At 69.7% G+C, this 18,132-nt stretch carries 17 protein-coding genes; 10 read left to right on the top strand and 7 right to left on the bottom strand.

Annotated elements, in window-relative coordinates; translation table 11 throughout:
- Positions 1-25: 25 nt before the first annotated feature.
- The gene (locus PSC72_RS20360; protein ID WP_274323255.1) at positions 26-745 is read right to left on the bottom strand and encodes an SDR family oxidoreductase; all 720 of its coding nucleotides are present in this window, start codon (positions 743-745) and stop codon (positions 26-28) included.
- Positions 746-906: 161 nt separating this feature from the next.
- Here PSC72_RS20360 and PSC72_RS20365 point away from each other — a divergent pair, with 161 nt between their 5' ends.
- The 5 genes from PSC72_RS20365 to PSC72_RS20385 all read left to right on the top strand — a co-directional run bounded on the left by PSC72_RS20365 (position 907) and on the right by PSC72_RS20385 (position 7,019).
- Positions 907-1,200: a hypothetical protein gene (locus PSC72_RS20365; protein ID WP_274323256.1), complete on the top strand. Its 294-nt coding sequence runs from the start codon at positions 907-909 to the stop codon at positions 1,198-1,200.
- A 62-nt stretch (positions 1,201-1,262) separates the two neighbouring features.
- A complete protein-coding gene (locus tag PSC72_RS20370; RefSeq protein WP_274323257.1) occupies positions 1,263-1,916 on the top strand; it encodes a glycerophosphodiester phosphodiesterase in 654 nt (217 codons plus the stop codon).
- 272 nt (positions 1,917-2,188) lie between these two features.
- Positions 2,189-3,817: a DUF3604 domain-containing protein gene (locus PSC72_RS20375; RefSeq protein ID WP_274323258.1), complete on the top strand. Its 1,629-nt coding sequence runs from the start codon at positions 2,189-2,191 to the stop codon at positions 3,815-3,817.
- A gap of 179 nt (positions 3,818-3,996) precedes the next feature.
- Positions 3,997-6,288 carry a methyl-accepting chemotaxis protein gene (locus PSC72_RS20380; RefSeq protein WP_274323259.1) on the top strand — a complete coding sequence of 764 codons (2,292 nt, stop codon included), beginning with the start codon at positions 3,997-3,999 and terminating at the stop codon, positions 6,286-6,288.
- A gap of 2 nt (positions 6,289-6,290) precedes the next feature.
- Complete coding sequence (locus PSC72_RS20385) at positions 6,291-7,019, top strand: bacteriorhodopsin (protein ID WP_274323260.1); 729 nt, start codon at positions 6,291-6,293, stop codon at positions 7,017-7,019.
- A 312-nt stretch (positions 7,020-7,331) separates the two neighbouring features.
- Here the strand turns inward: PSC72_RS20385 and PSC72_RS20390 are convergent, their stop codons facing one another.
- Together PSC72_RS20390 and PSC72_RS20395 are read right to left on the bottom strand one after the other, a co-directional pair.
- Positions 7,332-8,303, bottom strand: a complete 972-nt coding sequence (locus PSC72_RS20390; RefSeq protein ID WP_274323261.1) for a transcription initiation factor IIB — start codon at positions 8,301-8,303, stop codon at positions 7,332-7,334.
- A 266-nt stretch (positions 8,304-8,569) separates the two neighbouring features.
- Positions 8,570-9,031 carry a MaoC/PaaZ C-terminal domain-containing protein gene (locus PSC72_RS20395; RefSeq protein ID WP_274323262.1) on the bottom strand — a complete coding sequence of 154 codons (462 nt, stop codon included), beginning with the start codon at positions 9,029-9,031 and terminating at the stop codon, positions 8,570-8,572.
- A gap of 88 nt (positions 9,032-9,119) precedes the next feature.
- Between PSC72_RS20395 and PSC72_RS20400 the strand changes: the two genes are divergently transcribed.
- Together PSC72_RS20400 and PSC72_RS20405 are read left to right on the top strand one after the other, a co-directional pair.
- Positions 9,120-10,052, top strand: a complete 933-nt coding sequence (locus PSC72_RS20400) for a 3-hydroxyacyl-CoA dehydrogenase family protein (protein ID WP_274323263.1) — start codon at positions 9,120-9,122, stop codon at positions 10,050-10,052.
- Between the two features lie 122 nt (positions 10,053-10,174).
- Positions 10,175-10,702 (top strand): DUF2391 family protein, encoded by a 528-nt coding sequence (locus PSC72_RS20405; protein WP_274326204.1) that lies wholly within the window; start codon positions 10,175-10,177, stop codon positions 10,700-10,702.
- Between the two features lie 29 nt (positions 10,703-10,731).
- Here the strand turns inward: PSC72_RS20405 and mce are convergent, their stop codons facing one another.
- Complete coding sequence (gene mce / locus PSC72_RS20410) at positions 10,732-11,121, bottom strand: methylmalonyl-CoA epimerase (protein ID WP_274323264.1); 390 nt, start codon at positions 11,119-11,121, stop codon at positions 10,732-10,734.
- 80 nt (positions 11,122-11,201) lie between these two features.
- Between mce and PSC72_RS20415 the strand changes: the two genes are divergently transcribed.
- Positions 11,202-12,305, top strand: a complete 1,104-nt coding sequence (locus tag PSC72_RS20415) for an aminotransferase class V-fold PLP-dependent enzyme (protein ID WP_274323265.1) — start codon at positions 11,202-11,204, stop codon at positions 12,303-12,305.
- A 408-nt stretch (positions 12,306-12,713) separates the two neighbouring features.
- Complete coding sequence (locus PSC72_RS20420; protein ID WP_274323266.1) at positions 12,714-13,151, top strand: NUDIX hydrolase; 438 nt, start codon at positions 12,714-12,716, stop codon at positions 13,149-13,151.
- 21 nt (positions 13,152-13,172) lie between these two features.
- Here PSC72_RS20420 and PSC72_RS20425 read toward each other — a convergent pair whose 3' ends face one another.
- Positions 13,173-13,790, bottom strand: coding sequence for a DUF998 domain-containing protein (locus PSC72_RS20425; protein ID WP_274323267.1), 618 nt, complete (start codon positions 13,788-13,790; stop codon positions 13,173-13,175).
- 103 nt (positions 13,791-13,893) lie between these two features.
- Positions 13,894-15,579: an acyl-CoA mutase large subunit family protein gene (locus tag PSC72_RS20430; protein WP_274323268.1), complete on the bottom strand. Its 1,686-nt coding sequence runs from the start codon at positions 15,577-15,579 to the stop codon at positions 13,894-13,896.
- 87 nt (positions 15,580-15,666) lie between these two features.
- Between PSC72_RS20430 and PSC72_RS20435 the strand changes: the two genes are divergently transcribed.
- Positions 15,667-15,903, top strand: coding sequence for a hypothetical protein (locus tag PSC72_RS20435; protein WP_274323269.1), 237 nt, complete (start codon positions 15,667-15,669; stop codon positions 15,901-15,903).
- Positions 15,904-15,965: 62 nt separating this feature from the next.
- Here PSC72_RS20435 and PSC72_RS20440 read toward each other — a convergent pair whose 3' ends face one another.
- The gene (locus PSC72_RS20440) at positions 15,966-18,011 is read right to left on the bottom strand and encodes an FG-GAP repeat protein (RefSeq protein ID WP_274323270.1); all 2,046 of its coding nucleotides are present in this window, start codon (positions 18,009-18,011) and stop codon (positions 15,966-15,968) included.
- Positions 18,012-18,132: the final 121 nt, after the last annotated feature.

Here is an 18,132-nt window from a genome sequence, read left to right on the forward strand (position 1 = left end):
CGGAGCGCTACGCTTCGCGGTAGCGCTACGCTTCGCCGTAGACGGGGACGGCAGCGCCGCTCGTGACGCTCGCGGCGTCCGAGCAGAGGTACATAATGGTCTCGGCGATCTCCGACGGATCGACCCACTTGTCGTGGTCGGAATCCGGCATCATCTCGCGGTTCGCCGGCGTGTCGATGACGCTCGGCATGACCGCGTTGGCGCGTACCTCGCCGAGGTTCTCCTCGGCGATGGTCTCGGTGAGGATGCGCACGCCGGCTTTCGACGCGCGGTAGATCCCGTCGCCCTCGCCGCCTTCGAGGCTGGCGCGCGCTGAGACGCTGACGATGGCGCCCTGCCCGGTGGCCTCGGACTCGCGGAGGTGCGGGATGGCGTGCTTCGAGGCGAGGAACATCGTCTTCAGGTTCACGTTCATCAGGAAGTCGAACGTGTCGGCCTCGGTCTCGTCGATCGGCGTCCCGCCGCGCCACGTGCCTGCGACGTTGACCAGTGCGTCCAGCCCGCCGTGGTCGTCGACGACCGCCTCGACTGTCTCGGCCACGTCGTCTTCGTCGGTGAAGTCGCCCCGGTAGAAGTCGGCGCGGTCGGTGTCGAGTTCGAAGTTCTCGCTGTCGGGGTCGACCACGTCGGCGCCGCAGACGGTCGCCCCCGCGTCGGCGAACACCTCGCAGACCGAGCTGCCGAGCGTCCCCCCGGCGCCGGTCACGAGCACCACGCTGTCTCCGAAGTCGAAGTCGGCTGACATGGTTGTGGATTCGGGTCGGCGGCGGTTAAAGGTGGTCGCGGCCGAGGTGCGTGTTCGATACGAGTGAGTCGCGATTCGAGCGCAGTGGCGCCGCTGTCGGCTTTCAGTCCCTCACTCTCCCACCGGAGAAGGCTTATTACTGTTAGTATATACGAACGAATATGGACGGCGACGGCGACGGTGGCGGAATGGACAGTATGAACGGTACTAACATGGGAAATGCGAACGTCGAGGCCATGCAGAACGCGAACGACGAGTCGTCGGCTTCTACCCTGGAGTCAATGGGATACGTAGATAGCGGAACCAGTGTCGAACAGTCCTCTGGGGACTCCACGCGCCCTTGGAAACATATCCTTCAAACAGCCCTCATCCTCACACTGACAGCAATCATCGTCGGTGCTACCGGGTACTATCTTCTATCGTTTGTACTGAGTTTCCTCGGGATAACGCTGTAGAGTCCAGCCACACCGTTCTCGTCGTGCCAACCACTATCGGTCCTGCGCCCGAACGAGTATCCGTGAACTGCATCGCCCATCGCGGCTTCTGCGGCGTCAATCCCGAGAACACCGTCCCCGCGGTCGAGGACGCGGCGGCGCGCGCGGACGCCGTCGAGGTGGACGTGCGCATCTGTGGCTCCGGCGACCTCGTCGTCTGCCACGACGAGACCGTCGACCGGACGACCGACGGGAGCGGCCCCGTGTCCGCCCACACTGCCGAGGAACTCGCGGACCTGTCGGTTCAGGGATCCGACGCCGGGGTGCCGACCGTCGAGGAAGTCGTCGCGGCGATTCCCGACGGCGTGACCCTCCACGCCGAACTGAAAGAGCGCGGGACCGGCGAGGGCGTCGAGCGGATCGTCGACGACGCGGCCTGCGAGACCGTCGTCTCGTCGTTCGATCCCGAGGCGGTCTCCGAGGTCGAGGAACTCCCCACAGCGCTGGCCGTCTGGGAGGGCGACGGCGCCGTCGAGCGGGCGGCGGAACTGGGCTGTTCGTTCCTGCACGTGAACCTCGACGCGTGTACGTCCGATCTGGTCGAGCGAGCGCACGACGCAGGCCTCGACGTAAATGGCTGGACGGTCAGGGGATCCGGCGAGACCGAGGCGCTTCGCGATGCCGGCGTCGACGGCGTGATGACGGACTTTCCGGAGTACTGCCCGTCCGGGGATTGATCTGCCTCTGGAGTTTCGGTCGTTCTCCGGGCGGCGGTCGTCGCCGCCGAGCGGGCTCAGCAGGTGCGGGAGTCAGTCCGACCCGTGCTCAGGGTCGGCGACGACGGCGCGCACGGGGTTGCGCCCGCGACGGGGTGGTCGGGTCTCCGCGCGGCCGCCGGGACGCTTATCCCGTCGCCGCCGTACGTCCGTGATATGTCCGGTCAGATACGCGCTCGGCGGCGTCGGTCGGTCCGGCGGGTCGCGCGCGCAGGTCTCCGACGGTGGTGCCGATGCTGACGAAGGCCATCGAGTCCGTAAAGGTCTTCGCAGACAACAAACCCTCGCTCGCGGACCTCGCGCGCGGCCGTCGCCGCCGGTTCGACGACGTCGAGTGCGTCCTGCCCTCCCGCGTCGTCGCCGACGAACCGCTGTCGGCGACGGTGTCGGTCTGGGACGAGTACCTCCGCTTGCTCCCGGAGTACGACGGCGCGTTCACGATCGAGAGCACCGACCCCGACGCGATCCACCCCGACCGGCTCGACTTCGACCTCACCGACGAGGCCGTCGCCGAACAGGAGGGGATAGCCTTCGAGACGCCTGGCGTGCAGTACCTCGTCCTCACCGACGAGGAGGGGCGCCGCTTCGTCAGCAATCCCGTGCAGGTGTTCGAGTCCGAGCCCGAGTACCGCCTGTACTGGGGCGACATCCACATGCACTCGCAGTTCTCCGACGGCGCGGGGTCGATGAGCAAGGGCTTCGAGTTCGGCCGCGACGTGATGGACCTCGACGTCGTCGCCTACACCGACCACGACACGATGGGGTTTTTCATCCCGCCGAAGCTCCAGCGCCGCCGGATGCACAACCGGTACTTCGAGGACATGAAGACCGTCACGAACCACTTCCACGACCCCGGCGAGTTCGTGACGCTGTTCGGCTACGAGTGGACGAAACAGCCGAACATGGGCGGCCACATCAACGTCTACTTCGACGGGGTCGACGACGCCGAGCTGTTCGACTCGCTCGACACCGACACGAACCGCTACGAGAAGCTCTTCCGCCGGTTGCAGGCGTGGCGCGAGGAGGGCGACGGCGACGTCCTCGCCATCCCGCACCACCCCGCCGAGGCGATGTACCCATTCGACTTCTCGAACGTGGACTACGACGACGACATCGCGCCGCTCGTGGAGGTGTACTCCCAGTGGGGGTCCAGCGAGATGCCGCGCGACGAGGGCAACCCGAAGCCCGTCCAGATGGGCCAGGGCGAGATGGGCGACCCCGGCCACTACGTGCAGGACGCCCACGAACTCGGCTACCGCGTCGGCATGATGGGCTCGTCTGACTTCCACGCGCCTCGTCCCGGCCGGTCGCACATCCACCTGCCGCCCCATCTCCCCTCACTCGCGGACGTCTGGGAGGACGGCGTCGGCTGGGGCCACATCTGGCGCATCTGGGAGGAGGGGAGCTACCCCGGCGGGCTGACGGGCTTCTACGCGTCGGACCTCTCCCGCGAGAGCGTCTTCGAGAGCCTGCGCTCGCGGCGGGTCTACGCGACCAGCCAGCCCAACCGGACCGTCGTCGAGTTCTCGGTCGACGGGGTCGCCGTCGGCGAGAACGACAGCACCGTCACGGCCGACGGCGACCGCACCGTCGAGTGGCTGGTCGCCGGCACGGCGCCGGTCGAGCGCGTCACCGTCGTCAAGAACAACGAGGACTGGCACGTCGTCGAGGGCACCGCCGACGAGTCTGCGGGTCTAGACGCCTTCACGCAGACGGGCGAGGTCGTCGATGACGAACCGGTCGCCGGGATGGCGTGGGACGATCAGCGCGGCAGCGACGCGGACGTCTACTACCTGCGGGTCGAGCAGGCCGACGGCGGGATGGCCTGGGCGGGCCCGGTCTGGGCCGAACCCGAGGCCTGAGGCGGGGACTGAGTCTCTCCGCGGGGGGTGGGACTTCTCCACGACGGGGTGAGACTTCTCCGCGACGGGATGGTACTTCTCCGCGCCGAGGCTAACGGAACGCGCGGCCGGTGTCGCGGCTATCAGCCCTGAGAATCGCGCACGAACGCTTTACAGGGAGTATTCCTCTGTACCGGACGATGACATCGGATGCACCTTCTCTGCTGCCCGCGGCGGTCAGGCGGTCGTACGCCGCTCGCCTCGGGCTGGCGCTCGCGGTCGCGGTGGTGGTGATGGTCGGCTTCGGGGCCGTCATCAGCACCCAGGCCTCCGCGACGCTGCAGGACGAAGTCGAAACCGACCTGCAGACGCTCTCGGAGACCCGGACCCACGAGCTCGACTCGTGGCTCGGGAGCGTCCAGCGCGAGGCCGTCCTCACCGCTCGTCTGGAGGCGATGCGGTCGGGCGACGGCGACGCCATCGACCGCGAACTGACCGAGGTCGTCGACTCCGGGACGGTCCCGCCGGACGTGGTGGCGATCCACTACCTGAACACGGAGTCGATGACCTTCACCCAGAGCACCGACGACGACCTCGAAGGGGTGAGCCCGGCCGAACAGGGCGCGCCGTTCGCGACGGACCCGCCGACGTTCGACGGCCCGAACGACGCGTACGTCTCCGAGCCGTTCACGGTCTCGGCGGTCGACCACCCCGTCGTCGCCGTCGTGACGCCGGTGCCCGGCGTCGAGAACCGCGCGCTCGTCTTCATGACCGACATCGCGGCGCGGTCCGAGGCGCTCGCCGACGCGAACGCCGACACGTCGACCGTCGTGGTCAACGCGGCCGGCAAGTACGTCGCCCACCCGAACGCGAGTAAGATCCTCACCTCCCACGACGGGGCCGGGATGGACCCCTCGATGATGGAGCCCGGCGAGACGACGTTCATGGACCACGGGGACATGCTCATGGCGAGCACGCTCATGGAGACCAAAGACTGGGTCGTGATGATCCACTCGGCGAAGTCGACGGCCTACGCGCTCGGGGCGCAGATCAACTCCGACCTCGTCGGACTCGTCCTGCTCGCGATCATCAACCTCGGCCTCGTCGGCGTGACCATCGGGAGCAACACGGTCATCTCGCTGCGCCGCGTCTCACAGCGGGCGCAGGCGATGGCCGACGGCGACCTCGAAGTCGACCTCGCGACGACCCGCGAGGACGAGATCGGGACGCTCTACCGGTCGTTCCAGGACATGCGCGACTCGATCCGCGAGAAGGTGGCCGAGGCCGAGACGGCCCGCTCCGAGGCCGAAGACGCCCGCCAGCGCGCCGAGCGGGAGGCCGCCGAGATGGAGTCGATGACGACCCACCTGGAAGCCAAGGCCGCCGAGTACGGCGACGTGCTCTCGGCCGCTGCCGACGGCGACCTCACCCGGCGGGCCGACCCCGAGAGCGACAACGGGTCGATGCAGTCGGTCGGCGAGAGCATCAACGAGGCCCTCGACGCGCTGGAGGAGACCATCGCGCGGATGAAGTCCTTCGCCGGCGACGTCTCCGCGGCGAGCGAGCAGGTCGGCGACAACGCCGAGCGGGTCGACCGGGCGAGCGAGCAGGTGACCAACTCCATCTCCGAGATCTTCGACGGGACGACCGAGCAGTCCGACCGGCTGGAGAGCGCGGCCGGTGAGATGGAGAACCTCTCCGCGACGGCCCAGCAGGTCGCCTCCTCGGCCCAGCAGGTCGCGACGACCTCCCAGCAGGCCGCCGAGGTCGGCGAGGGCGGCCGCGAGGCCGCACAGCGCGCCATCAGCGAGATGGGCGCCATCGAGGACGAGACCGAGGAGACCGTCAGGGCGATCAACGACCTGGACGACGAGCTCGACGAGATCGGTCAGATCGTGAGCGTCATCACCGAGATCGTCGAGCAGACGAACATGCTGGCGCTCAACGCGTCGATCGAGGCGGCCCACGCCGACGGCGACGGCGCCGGCTTCGCGGTCGTCGCCGACGAGATCAAGGGGCTCGCCGAGGAGACCAAGGAGGCCGCCGGCGACATCGAGGACCGCATCGACGGGATCCAGTCGCAGGCGAGCGAGACGGTCGAGACGATGGAGTCGACCAGCGAGCGGGTCACCGACGGCGTCGCGACGGTCGAGGAGGCCGTCGACGCCCTGGAGACCATCGTCGAGTACACCGAGGAGGTCGACACCGGTATCCAGGAGATCGACGACGCGACCGAGGAGCAGGCCCGTACCGCCCAGGAGGTGATGGGGACCATCGACGACCTGACGGCTATCAGCCAGCAGACCGCCACGGAGGCCGACACGGTGGCCGGGGCGGCCGAGGACCAGTCCCGGTCCATCGACGAGGTGTCCACCTCCGCGCGGGACCTGCGCGAGCGGGCGGAGGAACTGGAGACGGAACTGTCGCGCTTCGAGACGCGAACGGGCGTCGAGAGCGCGGGATCGGAGGCGACCGCGGCCACGGACGACTGACAATGCTCGGACTCACAACCTGGTTCACCATCGGCGCGCTCGGAATGGTCGTCGGGACGGTCCTGCTGGCCTACGGACTGACCCTCGTCCCGACGGAACGACGACGACAGTTGGCCCTCGCGGCCGTCGTGCCCGCTATCGCCGCGGTCGCGTACGGCCTCATGGCCCTCGGATTCGGCGGCCTCACCACGGCGGACGGCGCGACCGTCTTCGTCCCGCGGTACGTCGACTGGCTGCTGACCACGCCGATCCACGTGGCGGTCATCGCCCTTGTCGTGGGCGCGTCGACGCGGCTGATCGCCCGCCTGGCGACGCTGCAGGCGCTGACGATCGTCTTCGGCTTCGTCGGTGCGACGCTCGCGTCGCCGCTGAACTGGGCGCTGTATCTGGTCGGGAGCGCCTGCTTCGCGGGCGTCGTGTACCTGCTGTTCACCGACTGCGAGGCGCTCGCCGACGAGAGCGCCGACGACGTGGCCGCGCTCTTCCGGAAGCTGCGCTCGTTCGTCGTCGTCCTGTGGCTGATCTACCCCGTCATCTGGCTGCTCGCGCCGCCGGGCGTCGGGGCCATGGACACCGAGACGACCGCGCTCGTCGTCACCTACATCGACGTGGTGGCGAAGGTCGGGTTCGGCCTCATCGTCATCAACGACTTCGCGAGCATGGCGGCCGCGAACGACGAGGTCGCCGACGTGGACGCGTCGATCGGCGACGGCCCGGACGCCGCGGACTGATTCGGGCGATCGGTTTTCGCGTTCTCTGGCCGCTGCCAGCCGGAGCCATCGGTCACTGGACGAACAACGCGGCGGTGACGTTCAACCGCTCTCAGCGGCCGCTCTCGGGCCACTGTCGGCACGGCAGTCGCTGCCGGCGGGTCCGTCTCTCCCGGCGCGCGAACCTGAGAGTGTCCGTTAGTGGACCCACCTGGCGTCGACCGGCGGCGGATACCCGCTGCTCTCCGGTCGACGCGCGAAAAATGGAGTCGACGGCCAGACGCCGTCAGTGTCGGACGAACGATGCCGGTCGCCGGCGACGGCGGGCGCCGGTCAGTGGATGCCCATCGCTTCGATCTGCTCCTGATACCGGTTGCGGATGGTGACTTCCGTCACCTGGGCCACGTCGGCGACCTCGCGCTGGGTCTTCTTCTCGTTACAGAGCAGGGAGGCGGCGTAGATGGCCGCGGCGGCGTATCCGGTGGGGGACTTGCCCGAGAGCAGGCCCTTCTCGGCGGTGACGTCGATGATCTCGTTGGCCTTCGCCTGGACCTCCTCGCTGAGTTCGAGCTCGGAGACGAACCGGGGGACGTACTGCTTGGGGTCGACCGGCTCCATCTTGAGGCTGAGCTCCTGGGCGACGTAGCGATAGGTGCGGCCGATCTCCTTCTGCTCGACCCGGGAGACCTCCGAGACCTCTTCGAGGCTGCGCGGGATGTCCTCCTGTCGACACGCGGCGTAGAGGCAGGCGGTGGCGACGCCCTCGATGGAGCGGCCGCGGATGAGGTCCTCGTCGAGCGCGCGGCGGTAGATGACCGAGGCGACTTCGCGGACCGAGCGCGGGACGCCCAGCGCGGAGGCCATGCGGTCGATCTCTGAGAGCGCGAACTGGAGGTTGCGCTCGCCGGCGTCTTTCGTCCGGATCCGCTCCTGCCACTTCCGCAGGCGGTGCATCTGACTGCGCTTCTCCGAGGACAGTGAGCGCCCGTAGGCGTCCTTGTCCTTCCAGTCGATCTGGGTCGTCAGCCCCTTGTCGTGCATCGTCTGGGTGGTCGGCGCGCCCACCCGGGACTTCTCCTGTCGCTCGCTGTGGTTGAACGCTCGCCACTCCGGACCGCGGTCGATGTTCCCCTCGTCGATGATGAGGCCGCAGTCTTCGCAGACGACCTCGCCCCCGTCGGCGCTCGTCACGAGCGCGGACGACTCGCACTCGGGGCACTGCTGATTTTCGGCCTGTTCGTCCGCTGTTTCCTCCTCTTTCTCCTGGGACTCCACGCGCTCGCGCTGGCGGCTCGGCCGTTCCATTGTTCTTATATAGACAAATTTTGGGGACATATAAACCCTTCGCCCGACTTCCGTCGCATGTCAAGCAACACAACGACCTCAAGCGCACATATTCGGGTCATCGGCCGTCGAATGCGGCGGATTCCCGGGTACGGCTCGGCAGGGGACACGCGTCTGACATGCGGATGACGACGACGTTCCCCCCGGGCGAACAGTCGGTTCGTATTGGTCGCTCGATAGGACGGCGGGGCGCGAGGGCGGCCCCACCGACGGTGTGCGCGCCCGTCTCACTCGCCGCGTCGGACGAGGAACTTCATGTCACCGGCGAACACTTCCTCGCCGTCCTGGTTCGTCATCGAACTGTCGATGACGACGAGGCCGGCGTCGTCGCGGCTGGAGAGTTCGCGCGTCTCGGTCACCTCGAACTTGGCGGCGACGGTGTCGCCGGCGTACACCGGCGCCGGGATGTCCATGTAGTTCATCCCGAGGAAAGCGACGACGCGGCGTTCGAGGAACCCGCAGCGGTAGACGAAACCGGTCGCGAGGACGAACGTCATCGGCCCCTGCGCGATGCGCTCGCCGAACGGCCCGTCCGCGGCGTACTCGGCGTTCGTGTGCAGTTCCGTCCAGTCCCCCGTGAAGGCGGAGTGGAGGACGAAGTCCGCCTCGGTGACCGTGCGGCCGACGCTCTCGAACGTCTGGCCCTCCTCGAACGCCTCGAAGTACTGGGGCTCGTAGCTGTATGGCATATGGTACCTGTTAGCACGCCAATAGCATAACGGTGCGTGGCCGATCCGGGCAACAACGCTTAATCGGGTCGGCGCTCGCATGGGGTGTATGGACGTTGCCGTACTGGGCGCGGGCGCGACGGGTCGGGGTATCGCGCAGTGCTGTGCCGCCGCCGGGCACGGGGTGACCCTCCACGACGACGACGCGAACGTCGTCATGGACGGGATCGACGCGGTCGAGGCCGGACTGGACGACGCCGTGACCGCGGGCACCCTCGACGCCGCCGCTCGCGACGACGCGGTCGGGCGCATCGAAGCCACGACGGGGCTGGACGGCGCGGTCGCCGACGCTGACCTCGTGGTCGAGGCGACCGACGCCGACCGCGCGGCCCGCCGGGATCTCTTCGCGGACGTCGAGGAGCGCGTCGGCGACGAGACGTTCATCGCGACCAGCGGCGCCGCGGTGTCGGTCACGGCCGTCGCCGCCGGGCTCAGGAACCCCGGCCGCGCGGTCGGCCTGCACTTCGTCGACCCGCCCGAGGCCCCCCTCGTCGAGGTCGTCGTCGCCGAACAGACCGCAGAGCCCACGCGCGAAGCGGCCGTCTCCTTCGTCGAGGGCCTCGGCCGCGAGGCGATCGTCGTCCGGGACACGCCGGGCTTCGCGGCGACGCGGCTCGGCCTCGCGCTCTCGGTCGAGGCGATGCAGATGATCGACGAGCGGGCCGCCGGCGTCGAGGCGGTCGACCGCGCGATGACGGTGGGTCACGACCACCCAGTCGGGCCGCTCGCGGCGGCGGACGAGCGCGGGCTGGACGCGACGCTCGACGCGCTCGAACACCTCGCGGGGACGCTGGGCGAGCGGTTCACGCCACCGCCGGTGCTGCGGGAGAAGGTGGCGGCCGGGGACCTGGGCCGCAAGACCGGCGAGGGATTCTACGTCTGGGAAGGCGGCGAGCCGGTCGAACCCGCCGACCCCGACCCCCGGCCCGATCTGCGGGCGGAGAGTCCGGTCGACCCGGAGGACGGTGTCGACGGCGGATGAGCGGCCGAGACGAGCGCGGACGGGAGCGGCCCGCCGACCCCGCGGACGACGAGTGGTACGGGGAGGGCGAGTACCCGGACGACGTAGACTGGGAGGGGGGCGCCGACGCGGAGAGCCCGGACATGGGCGACCTGTTCGACGAACTCGCCGAGCTGGAGGAGACGGTCGACGACCACGAGGAGCGCGAGCAGGTCCGCGAGACCATGCGGATGATGATGGACGTCCAGGAGCCCGCGGTGTTCGGTCGGCTGGTCTTCGGGTTCGACCGCAGCGACGCGGCCGAGGCGCTGCTGGGGTCGCTCCTGTTCGGCATCCCGATGTTCGTCGAGGGCGGCACCGAGGAGGTCGGGCTGTTCATCGCCGACCGGCCGCTCTACTTCGTGCTGACGAACGCGCTGACGATCGCGCTCGTGATCGGCATCCTCTACGTCGCGGACTTCCAGGACGTGCGGGTTCACAATCCGATCCTGGGCGTCCTCCCGCGGAAGTTCACCGGCGTGCTCACTATCCCGCTGGTCACCGCCGTCGTCGTGATGACCGCCTGGGGACGCGTCGACTGGGCGGAGCCGTGGCTCGCGGTCTGTCAGATCAGCGTCGCGCTCGTCCCGATGGCGATCGGGTCCGCGCTGGGAGACCTGCTCCCGGGGTGAGCCCGCGCCGCGCCGTTCACCCCGCTCGCTCAGTGCTCGACGAACTCGATCAGGATCCCGCCGGTCGATTCGGGGTGGAGAAACGCGACCTCGTGGCCCCACGCGCCCGGTCGCGGCTCCTCGTCGATGAGTTCGACGCCGGCGGCCCGAGCCGCGTCAAGTGCGTCCCCGACGTCGTCGGTCCGGAGCGCGAGGTGGTGGATGCCCGCACCTCGCTGGTCGAGGTAGTTCGGGATCGGCCCCTGCGCGTCGGCCGTCGGTTCGAGCAGTTCGATGAACCCGTTGCCCATATCGAGGAAGGCGACCCGCAGCTCGCCGAAGGTCTCCTCGTGGGCGACAGAGGCGTCGAGGATCGTCCCGTACAGGTCGATGAGCGCGTCGCGGTCGTCGGTCGCGACGCCGGCGTGGTCGAACTCCATGGCGGCCGTTGGCCCGTCGAGGGCTTAATCCCGGCGTCGGGACCGTCGGCCTTAATCGGCCGCACGCCCTCGACTCGGCCATGACTCCCGAGGAACTCCGCGCGGATATCCCCGCACTCGACGGGGGGATCTATCTCAACACCGGCGCCGGCGGGCCGAGCCCCCGCCGGGTCGTCGAAGCGACGCGGGACGCCCTGGAATATCACGAGTACGACGCGCCAACCGGTGCGGGCACCTACGGCGCGCTGTTCGAGGCGCTCGACGAGACGCGCGAGGTCGTGGCGGACCACGTCGGCGCGGCCCCCGAGTCCATCGCGCTCACACAGAGCACGACCGACGGCATCGGCCGCATCGCCGCGGCGATGGACTGGCAGCCCGGCGACGTCGTCGTCCGCACTGACCAGGAGCACTCCGCGGGGATCCTGCCCTGGGAGCGACTGCGGGACGCCGCCGGTATCGAGGTCCGCGTCGTCGACGCGGCCGGCGGCGAGGTCGACCGCGACGAGTGGCGCGAGGCCGTCGACGGCGCGAGGCTCGCGGCCTTCAGCTCGCTGTGCTGGACCGACGGCAGTCGCCTCCCCGTGACCGAACTGACCGACATCGCTCAGGAGGCGGGCGCTCGCGTGCTCGTCGACGCCGTCCAGTCGGTCGGGCAGGGCCCGGTCGACTTCGAGGCCTGGGGCGCCGACGCGGTCGCCGCGGCCGGGCACAAGTGGCTGCTCGCGCCGACCGGCACCGGCTTCCTCTACGTCGCCGACGAGTTCGCCCGCTCGCTCGAACCCGCGCAGGTCGGCTACATGGGCGTCGAGGTCCCCGACGACTACCCGAGCGAACTCAAGCCCGACGCCCGGCGCTTCGAGACCGGGAGCGTCTCGCCGGTCCCCTACGCGGGCCTCCGCGAGGGCATCGCGACCATCGAAGACGTCGGGTACGACGCCGTCACCGGCCGCATCGAGCGGCTGACCGACCGGCTGAAGGACGGTCTCGGCGACCGACTGGTCTCCGCCGAGTCCTACGAGTCCGGGCTGGTCTCCTTCGAAGCCGACGACCCCATCGCGACAGCCGAACGACTCGACGACGAGGGCATCCGCGTCCGCGACATCCCGCCGACCGGGACCGTCCGCGCGTCCGTCCACGTCTTCAACACCGCCGACGACGTCGACGCCCTGCTCGACGCGCTCTGAGTTTTCAGGGTGGCGCGCGCTGTCGCGGGGTTCATCCCGCGACAGCATCGTGCGAGGGATGACCGAGGGAGCGAAGCGACTGAGGGAATCGGCTGGGGAGGTGTGAGGTTGTGTGCGGTGCGGAGTGGCCCTGGCGGACTGAAAGGGCGAGGCGCGGTCGCGACGGAGTGCAGTCGCTGGTCGGGCCCTATCCGAGGGAGTGAAGCGACCGAGGATATCCCGGCCAGCGACCGCGACCGGGCCGAGGGCTTTCATCGCTTGTCGTTAGTCGCGGTCACGATAACTGCTAGCGAGCGGGTCGAGGGCGTTCATCGCCTGCCGTCGACGGCGAGTACGAAGCCCCCTGCGAACCAACTGCCGACTATGGAAACAGAGAGATTAATTGCGGAATACCGGCGTCAACAACCTATGGAAGAACACGCCTACGTCGTCAACGTGGACGGGGTCGTCACGCGGGACGGCGAGTACCTGCTCATCGAGCGCGGCGCCGAAGAGGAACACGCCCCGGGAATCCTCGGGCTCCCGGGCGGCAAACTCGAAGATCCACCGGACGGCGACGACGCGATCGAGGCCACGGTGCGCCGGGAGATTGCCGAGGAAGTCGGGATCGAGGTCGGCGCGGTCGAGTACGTCTGCAGCGGGACGTTCGAGGCCGACACCGGCGAACAGTGCCTCAACGTCGTCACGCTGTGCGAGTACGTCGGCGGCGAGCCGGCGCCGCAAGACCTCGCCGAGGTCGCGGCGGTCCACTGGCTCACCCGGGAGGAACTCCGGGAGCACGCCGACGTCCCGGCGTTCACCGAATCGTACGTCGACCGGGCCGAAGCCGTCCGGGACGGCGACTGAACGGTCCGTCCCGAACCGGACTCACAGCCGGTCGCGATCCACTCGCAGCCGACGGAGTTCGTCGACCGCGATCCAGCCGCCCCAGAGTGCGAACGCGACCGACCCGACCAGTTCCGGGATGGCGATACCGGGCGGGAACCAGGGGTAGAGGATCCACCAGGCCCACGAGACGACGTGCAGGACGCCGGCGAGGACGAGGACGAGGCCGCGGACCGTCCGGCCGGCGGCGTAGTCGCCGGCGCCCCAGAGGAGGACGGCGAGCGTGAGACAGACGAAGAAGGGGATCGCGACGACGCCGTGCATGGGATGGGGGAGCGGGAACACGCCGACCAGGGCCATGAACGCCATCGCGAGCAGGCCGAACATGGCGCCGGCCGCGTGGATAGGGTGGTCAACGTCGGCGAGGACCGAGACGACGAAGCCGACGCCGAGCGCGCCGCCGACGAGCAGGGCGCCGTTGAAGATCGGCGCCGTCGCCGCGCCGCGGGCGCCGAGATCCGAGAGGGCGTGGACGAACGGCGAGAACCACGGGGCGGCGAACATCGCGAAGACGACGCCGCCGAACGAGACGGCGACGGCGGCGAGTCCGAGGGAGGGCGGGACCCGCGCGAGGGCGGGGTCGTACTGGGACTGAGCCATACCGCGGCCTGCGCTCGCCCGCCGCAAAAATCACGGGGATCGACGGCGAGCGACCGCGGAATCGCGGCCCTGGTGTTCGGCCTCGACGGCGCCGCGACCGGTCCTACAGCGCCGCGCCGGGCTGGTACTCGCCGAAGACGTCCCGCAACTCGTCGCAGATCTCGCCCGTCGTGGCGTAGGCCTTCACGGCGTCGACGATGTAGGGGAGGAGGTTCTCGTCGCCGCGGGCGGCCTCGCCCAGCGCGTCGAGCGCGTCCGCGACGGCCTCGTCGTCGCGCTCCTCGCGCACCGACTCCAGGCGCTCGATCTGGCTCCGCTCCTGCTCCTCGGAGACGTCCTCGATATCGGCGTCCTGGGCGTCCTCCTCGACGGTGTACTCGTTGACGCCGACGATGACCCGTTCGCCGGACTCGATCGCCTCCTGGCGTTCGTAGGCGACGTCCTGGATCTGCCGCTGGACCCAGCCGCTCTCGATGGCCTTCCGCATCCCGCCGCGGGAGTCGACCTCGTCCAGTATCTCGCGGGCCTCGGCCTCGACCTCGTCGGTGAGCGACTCGACGTAGTAGCTCCCGCCGAGGGGGTCGATCGTGTCCGCGACGCCCGACTCGTGGGCGAGGATCTGCTGGGTCCGCAGCGCCGTCCGGACGGACTTCTCGGTCGGCAGGGAGAGCGCCTCGTCTTTCCCGTTGGTGTGGAGGCTCTGCGTCCCGCCCAGCACGGCCGCGAGCGCCTGGTAAGCTACCCGGACGACGTTGTTCTCGATCTGCTGGGCGGTCAGCGTCGACCCCGCGGTCTGTGTGTGGAACTTCAGCTGCTTCGAGGCCGGCTTCTCGGCGCCGAAGCGCTCCTCCATGATCGACTGCCACATCCGGCGTGCGGCCCTGAACTTCGCCACTTCCTCCAGGATGTTGTTGTACGAGGCGAAGAAAAAGGAGAGCTGCGGGGCGAACTCGTCGACGTCGAGCCCGGCTTCCCGGGCGGCCTCGACGTACTCGATGCCGTCGGCGAGGGTGAAGGCGATCTCCTGGGCGGCGGTCGAGCCGGCCTCGCGGATGTGATAGCCCGAGATAGAGATGGTGTTGAAGTTGGGCACCTCCGCGGCGCAGTACTCGAAGATGTCGGTGATGATCCGCATCGACGGTTCCGGCGGGTAGATGTACGTGTTGCGGGCGATGTACTCCTTGAGAACGTCGTTCTGGATGGTCCCGCGGAGTTCCTCGCGGGGGACGCCCTGCTGGTCGCCGATGGCGATGTACATGGCGAGCAGGACCGCGGCGGGCGCGTTGATCGTCATCGACGTGCTCACCTCGTCCAGCGGGATGCCGTCGAAGACGGTCTCCATGTCCCGCAGCGAGTCGATGGCGACGCCCGCTTTCCCCACCTCGCCGGCGGCCATCCCGGCGTCGGAGTCGTATCCCATCTGCGTGGGGAGGTCGAACGCCATCGAGAGGCCGGTCTGGCCCTCGTCCATGAGGTAGTGGAAGCGCTCGTTGGTCTCCGTCGCGGTGCCCATGCCGGCGTACTGGCGCATCGTCCACAGGCGCCCGCGGTACATCGTGGAGTAGACGCCGCGGGTGTACGGCTCCTCGCCGGGGAAGCCCAGGTCCTCGGCGTAGTCGAGGTCGGCAACGTCCTCCGGCGTGTAGAGCGGCGCGACCTCCTGGCCGCCGGTGTCCGTCTCGAAGGTCTCCTCGCACTCCCCGAAGCGGTCGACGGTCGGCCCGTACGTCTCGGACTCCCACTCCTCGCGGCCCTCCCGGATGGTCGCGAGGTCGTCGGGATCGAACATACCACACGGTTCGCGCGGCGGCCCCTTAGCCGTTGGCGGCGATCCGGCGGATCTGATATCACGTCCGGGCTTCAAGCACCGTTCGACATGGCCGATCCAGCCATCGAACACACCGCCCTCCGCTACGCCGCGAGTCTGGCCGCCGTCCTCGCTATCGTCCTCCTCGGAATCGGCGTCCTGTTCGCGCTCCCGGAGTCGATACCGTTCCGCGAACCAGCCATCTGGGCGGTCTGGCTCGCCACGGCGGCGGTCGCCATCGAGGTCATGGGCCGCATCGAAAACGGCGAGTCACCGATCCGGAAGCGACTCCGACGACTCACCTGAACCGTTCGACCGGCTCGCCCGGCGGCAGCGCCACACGGTGTTGCCGTCGCCCGGCGACCGCGCTACAACGCGCCGCCGTCGGTGCCGTTGCCGCTGGTCTGGTCGCCACTAGTTTCGTTGCCGACGGGAGTGGTTCCACTCCCGCCGTCGCCGCTGGTTCCGTTCCCGGTGGCGTTCCCACCGGTGCCTCCGCCGGTTTCGTTGCCGGTGGAACCGCTCCCGCCGTCCGAGTCGTCGTCGGTGGTCACCACGAAGTCGTGGTCGGAGATCGGCGTCCCGTAGATCGTCTCGCCGACGAGCCGGGCCGCGAAGTCGTCGGGGTCGAAGCCGGCGTCGCCAACCGGGAAGCGGACGACGAGGTCCCTGTCGCCGTCGGAGTCGGCGTCCTCTTCGCTCCCCCCGCCGACCGCCCGGGCGCCGTCGCCCTCGTCCACGACCCGCGGCGGTCCGAATCGCAGCGTCCCGACGTCGACCGTGGTGGGGTCGAACTCGTCGGTGTGCTCGATGCAGACTTCGATTTCGCCGCTCCCTTCGTACGGCACCGACGCGGGCCACTCCTCGTCCGGTTCGATGTCGATCGAGACCCCCGGCGACTCGCGGGTGAACACGGTGACGGTCCCGGTCGCGGCCGACGACGATGGGGTTCCGGTCGCGGCCGACGATGGGGTCCCGGTGCCGGTGTCGGTCCCCGCGGTCGCCGTCTGGCCGCCGGTCGCCTGCCGCCGTCCGCCGACGGCGACGACGTGTCCGCCGCCGCCCGTCGCCACCGCCCGGCCGAACTGCGAACCGTCGGCCGACTCGGGCGGCGCGAGCCGGCTCGACTGACTCCAGCCGCCGTCGCGGCTGTCGAAGACGTAGGCACCGCCTGTCGACGGCGATTCGCCGTTCCCGGTCTCTCCGCCGACGCCGCTGTCTCCGCCGCCTTCTCCGGACGCGGAGTCGCCGTCGAACACGGCGCCGACGACGGCGCAGTCGCCGTCGGTTGCGAGCGCCGCGTCCGTCCCGACGCGCTCGCCGCTCGATCCCCCTTCGGCGGAGAGCCGCTGGACCGGCGCCAGCGAGATGCCGCCGAACACGCCGGCGTACCCCGTGGGACCGCTCGCGCGGTCCGAGCTATCGGTCTCCGACTCGCCGGAGTCCGACGCGGGCGCCTCCGGCGCGCAGAGGACGCTGTCGGTTCCGTTGGTCGCAGTCGCACTGCCGAAGGCCGCGGCGGCGTCGGTCGGGTTCTCGGCCGACCTGACGTGGTCCCACGGGTCTTCGGTGAACGCGGCGACGACGCCGGCGCCGTCGGCCGCCCCCGGTGCGCCGACCAGCGCCGTCGCGCCGTCCGCCGACAGCGAGACGGACTCTCCGGCGTGGTCGTCCGCCGACCCGTCCGGGAGCTGAAGCTTCGCCGTCCGGGACCACGAGGCGCCGCCGTCGCTGTCCTCGGTACGGTCGAAGACGTAGGCCGCGCCGGTTCTGGCGGGGGTGGCGTCGGCGGCGGGCGCGCCGGCGACGACCCGCTCGCCCGCGTCGTCGACGGCGACCGCCGTGCCGAGGTGGTCCCGGGTGGCCGCTTCGTCGCCGGCCATGAGCCGCGCCTCTTGCGTCCACGAGCCACTCTCGCGGACGAAGACCAGGACGCCGCCGCACTGCCCGGCCAGTGCGTCCTCACCGGGCATGCCGACGACGACGGTCTCGCCCGCGGCGTCGACGTCGACGGACTCGCCGACGTAATCGAGGCGCGCCCGGGGTTCCCGCGGGAGTACGGTCTCGCGCGTCCAGCCGCCGTCTTCGGAGACGTAGACGGACACGCCGCCGGTTCTGACTTCCCCCTCCCGACGCGTCGGGTCGCCGACGACGAGCGTCTCCCCGGCGGCGTCGAGCGTGAGCGAACTGCCGAACGCGTCGCTGGCGCCGTCGGCGTCGAGGGTCGTCGCCGTCCAGTCGACCGGTGGGGCGTGGTCGGCGCGGACGCCATTGGGCGCGGACCGGAGCGCGGTGGCCCCGAGCGCCGCCGCCGCCGCTCCCTTGAGGACGCTGCGTCTGGAGACCACGTAGTCGCCGTCGGTCGCCGACTGTCGGTCGTCCGGACCGTCGGACGCGGAGTTGCCCGTGTGCATGGGTGGCTGTCGGGAGCGACGCCGCAGCCCCGCATTGTAATAGACCGCTTATGGCGCTCTATACGCCCAATATCGCGGCGCCAGTTCGCGAGAGATAGCCGTCGAGAACGCCGCTCGACCG

It is taken from the genome of Halosimplex aquaticum (assembly GCF_028747785.1).
GTDB lineage: Archaea > Halobacteriota > Halobacteria > Halobacteriales > Haloarculaceae > Halosimplex > Halosimplex aquaticum.

Coding starts and splice junctions, on each gene's coding strand:
- PSC72_RS20360 (WP_274323255.1), bottom strand. CDS start 745: ATGTCAGCCGACTTCGACTTCGGAGACAGCGTGGTGCTCGTGACCGGC.
- PSC72_RS20365 (WP_274323256.1), top strand. CDS start 907: ATGGACGGCGACGGCGACGGTGGCGGAATGGACAGTATGAACGGTACT.
- PSC72_RS20375 (WP_274323258.1), top strand. CDS start 2,189: ATGCTGACGAAGGCCATCGAGTCCGTAAAGGTCTTCGCAGACAACAAA.
- PSC72_RS20380 (WP_274323259.1), top strand. CDS start 3,997: ATGACATCGGATGCACCTTCTCTGCTGCCCGCGGCGGTCAGGCGGTCG.
- PSC72_RS20385 (WP_274323260.1), top strand. CDS start 6,291: ATGCTCGGACTCACAACCTGGTTCACCATCGGCGCGCTCGGAATGGTC.
- PSC72_RS20390 (WP_274323261.1), bottom strand. CDS start 8,303: ATGGAACGGCCGAGCCGCCAGCGCGAGCGCGTGGAGTCCCAGGAGAAA.
- PSC72_RS20395 (WP_274323262.1), bottom strand. CDS start 9,031: ATGCCATACAGCTACGAGCCCCAGTACTTCGAGGCGTTCGAGGAGGGC.
- PSC72_RS20400 (WP_274323263.1), top strand. CDS start 9,120: ATGGACGTTGCCGTACTGGGCGCGGGCGCGACGGGTCGGGGTATCGCG.
- PSC72_RS20405 (WP_274326204.1), top strand. CDS start 10,175: ATGGGCGACCTGTTCGACGAACTCGCCGAGCTGGAGGAGACGGTCGAC.
- mce (WP_274323264.1), bottom strand. CDS start 11,121: ATGGAGTTCGACCACGCCGGCGTCGCGACCGACGACCGCGACGCGCTC.
- PSC72_RS20415 (WP_274323265.1), top strand. CDS start 11,202: ATGACTCCCGAGGAACTCCGCGCGGATATCCCCGCACTCGACGGGGGG.
- PSC72_RS20420 (WP_274323266.1), top strand. CDS start 12,714: ATGGAAGAACACGCCTACGTCGTCAACGTGGACGGGGTCGTCACGCGG.
- PSC72_RS20425 (WP_274323267.1), bottom strand. CDS start 13,790: ATGGCTCAGTCCCAGTACGACCCCGCCCTCGCGCGGGTCCCGCCCTCC.
- PSC72_RS20430 (WP_274323268.1), bottom strand. CDS start 15,579: ATGTTCGATCCCGACGACCTCGCGACCATCCGGGAGGGCCGCGAGGAG.
- PSC72_RS20435 (WP_274323269.1), top strand. CDS start 15,667: ATGGCCGATCCAGCCATCGAACACACCGCCCTCCGCTACGCCGCGAGT.
- PSC72_RS20440 (WP_274323270.1), bottom strand. CDS start 18,011: ATGCACACGGGCAACTCCGCGTCCGACGGTCCGGACGACCGACAGTCG.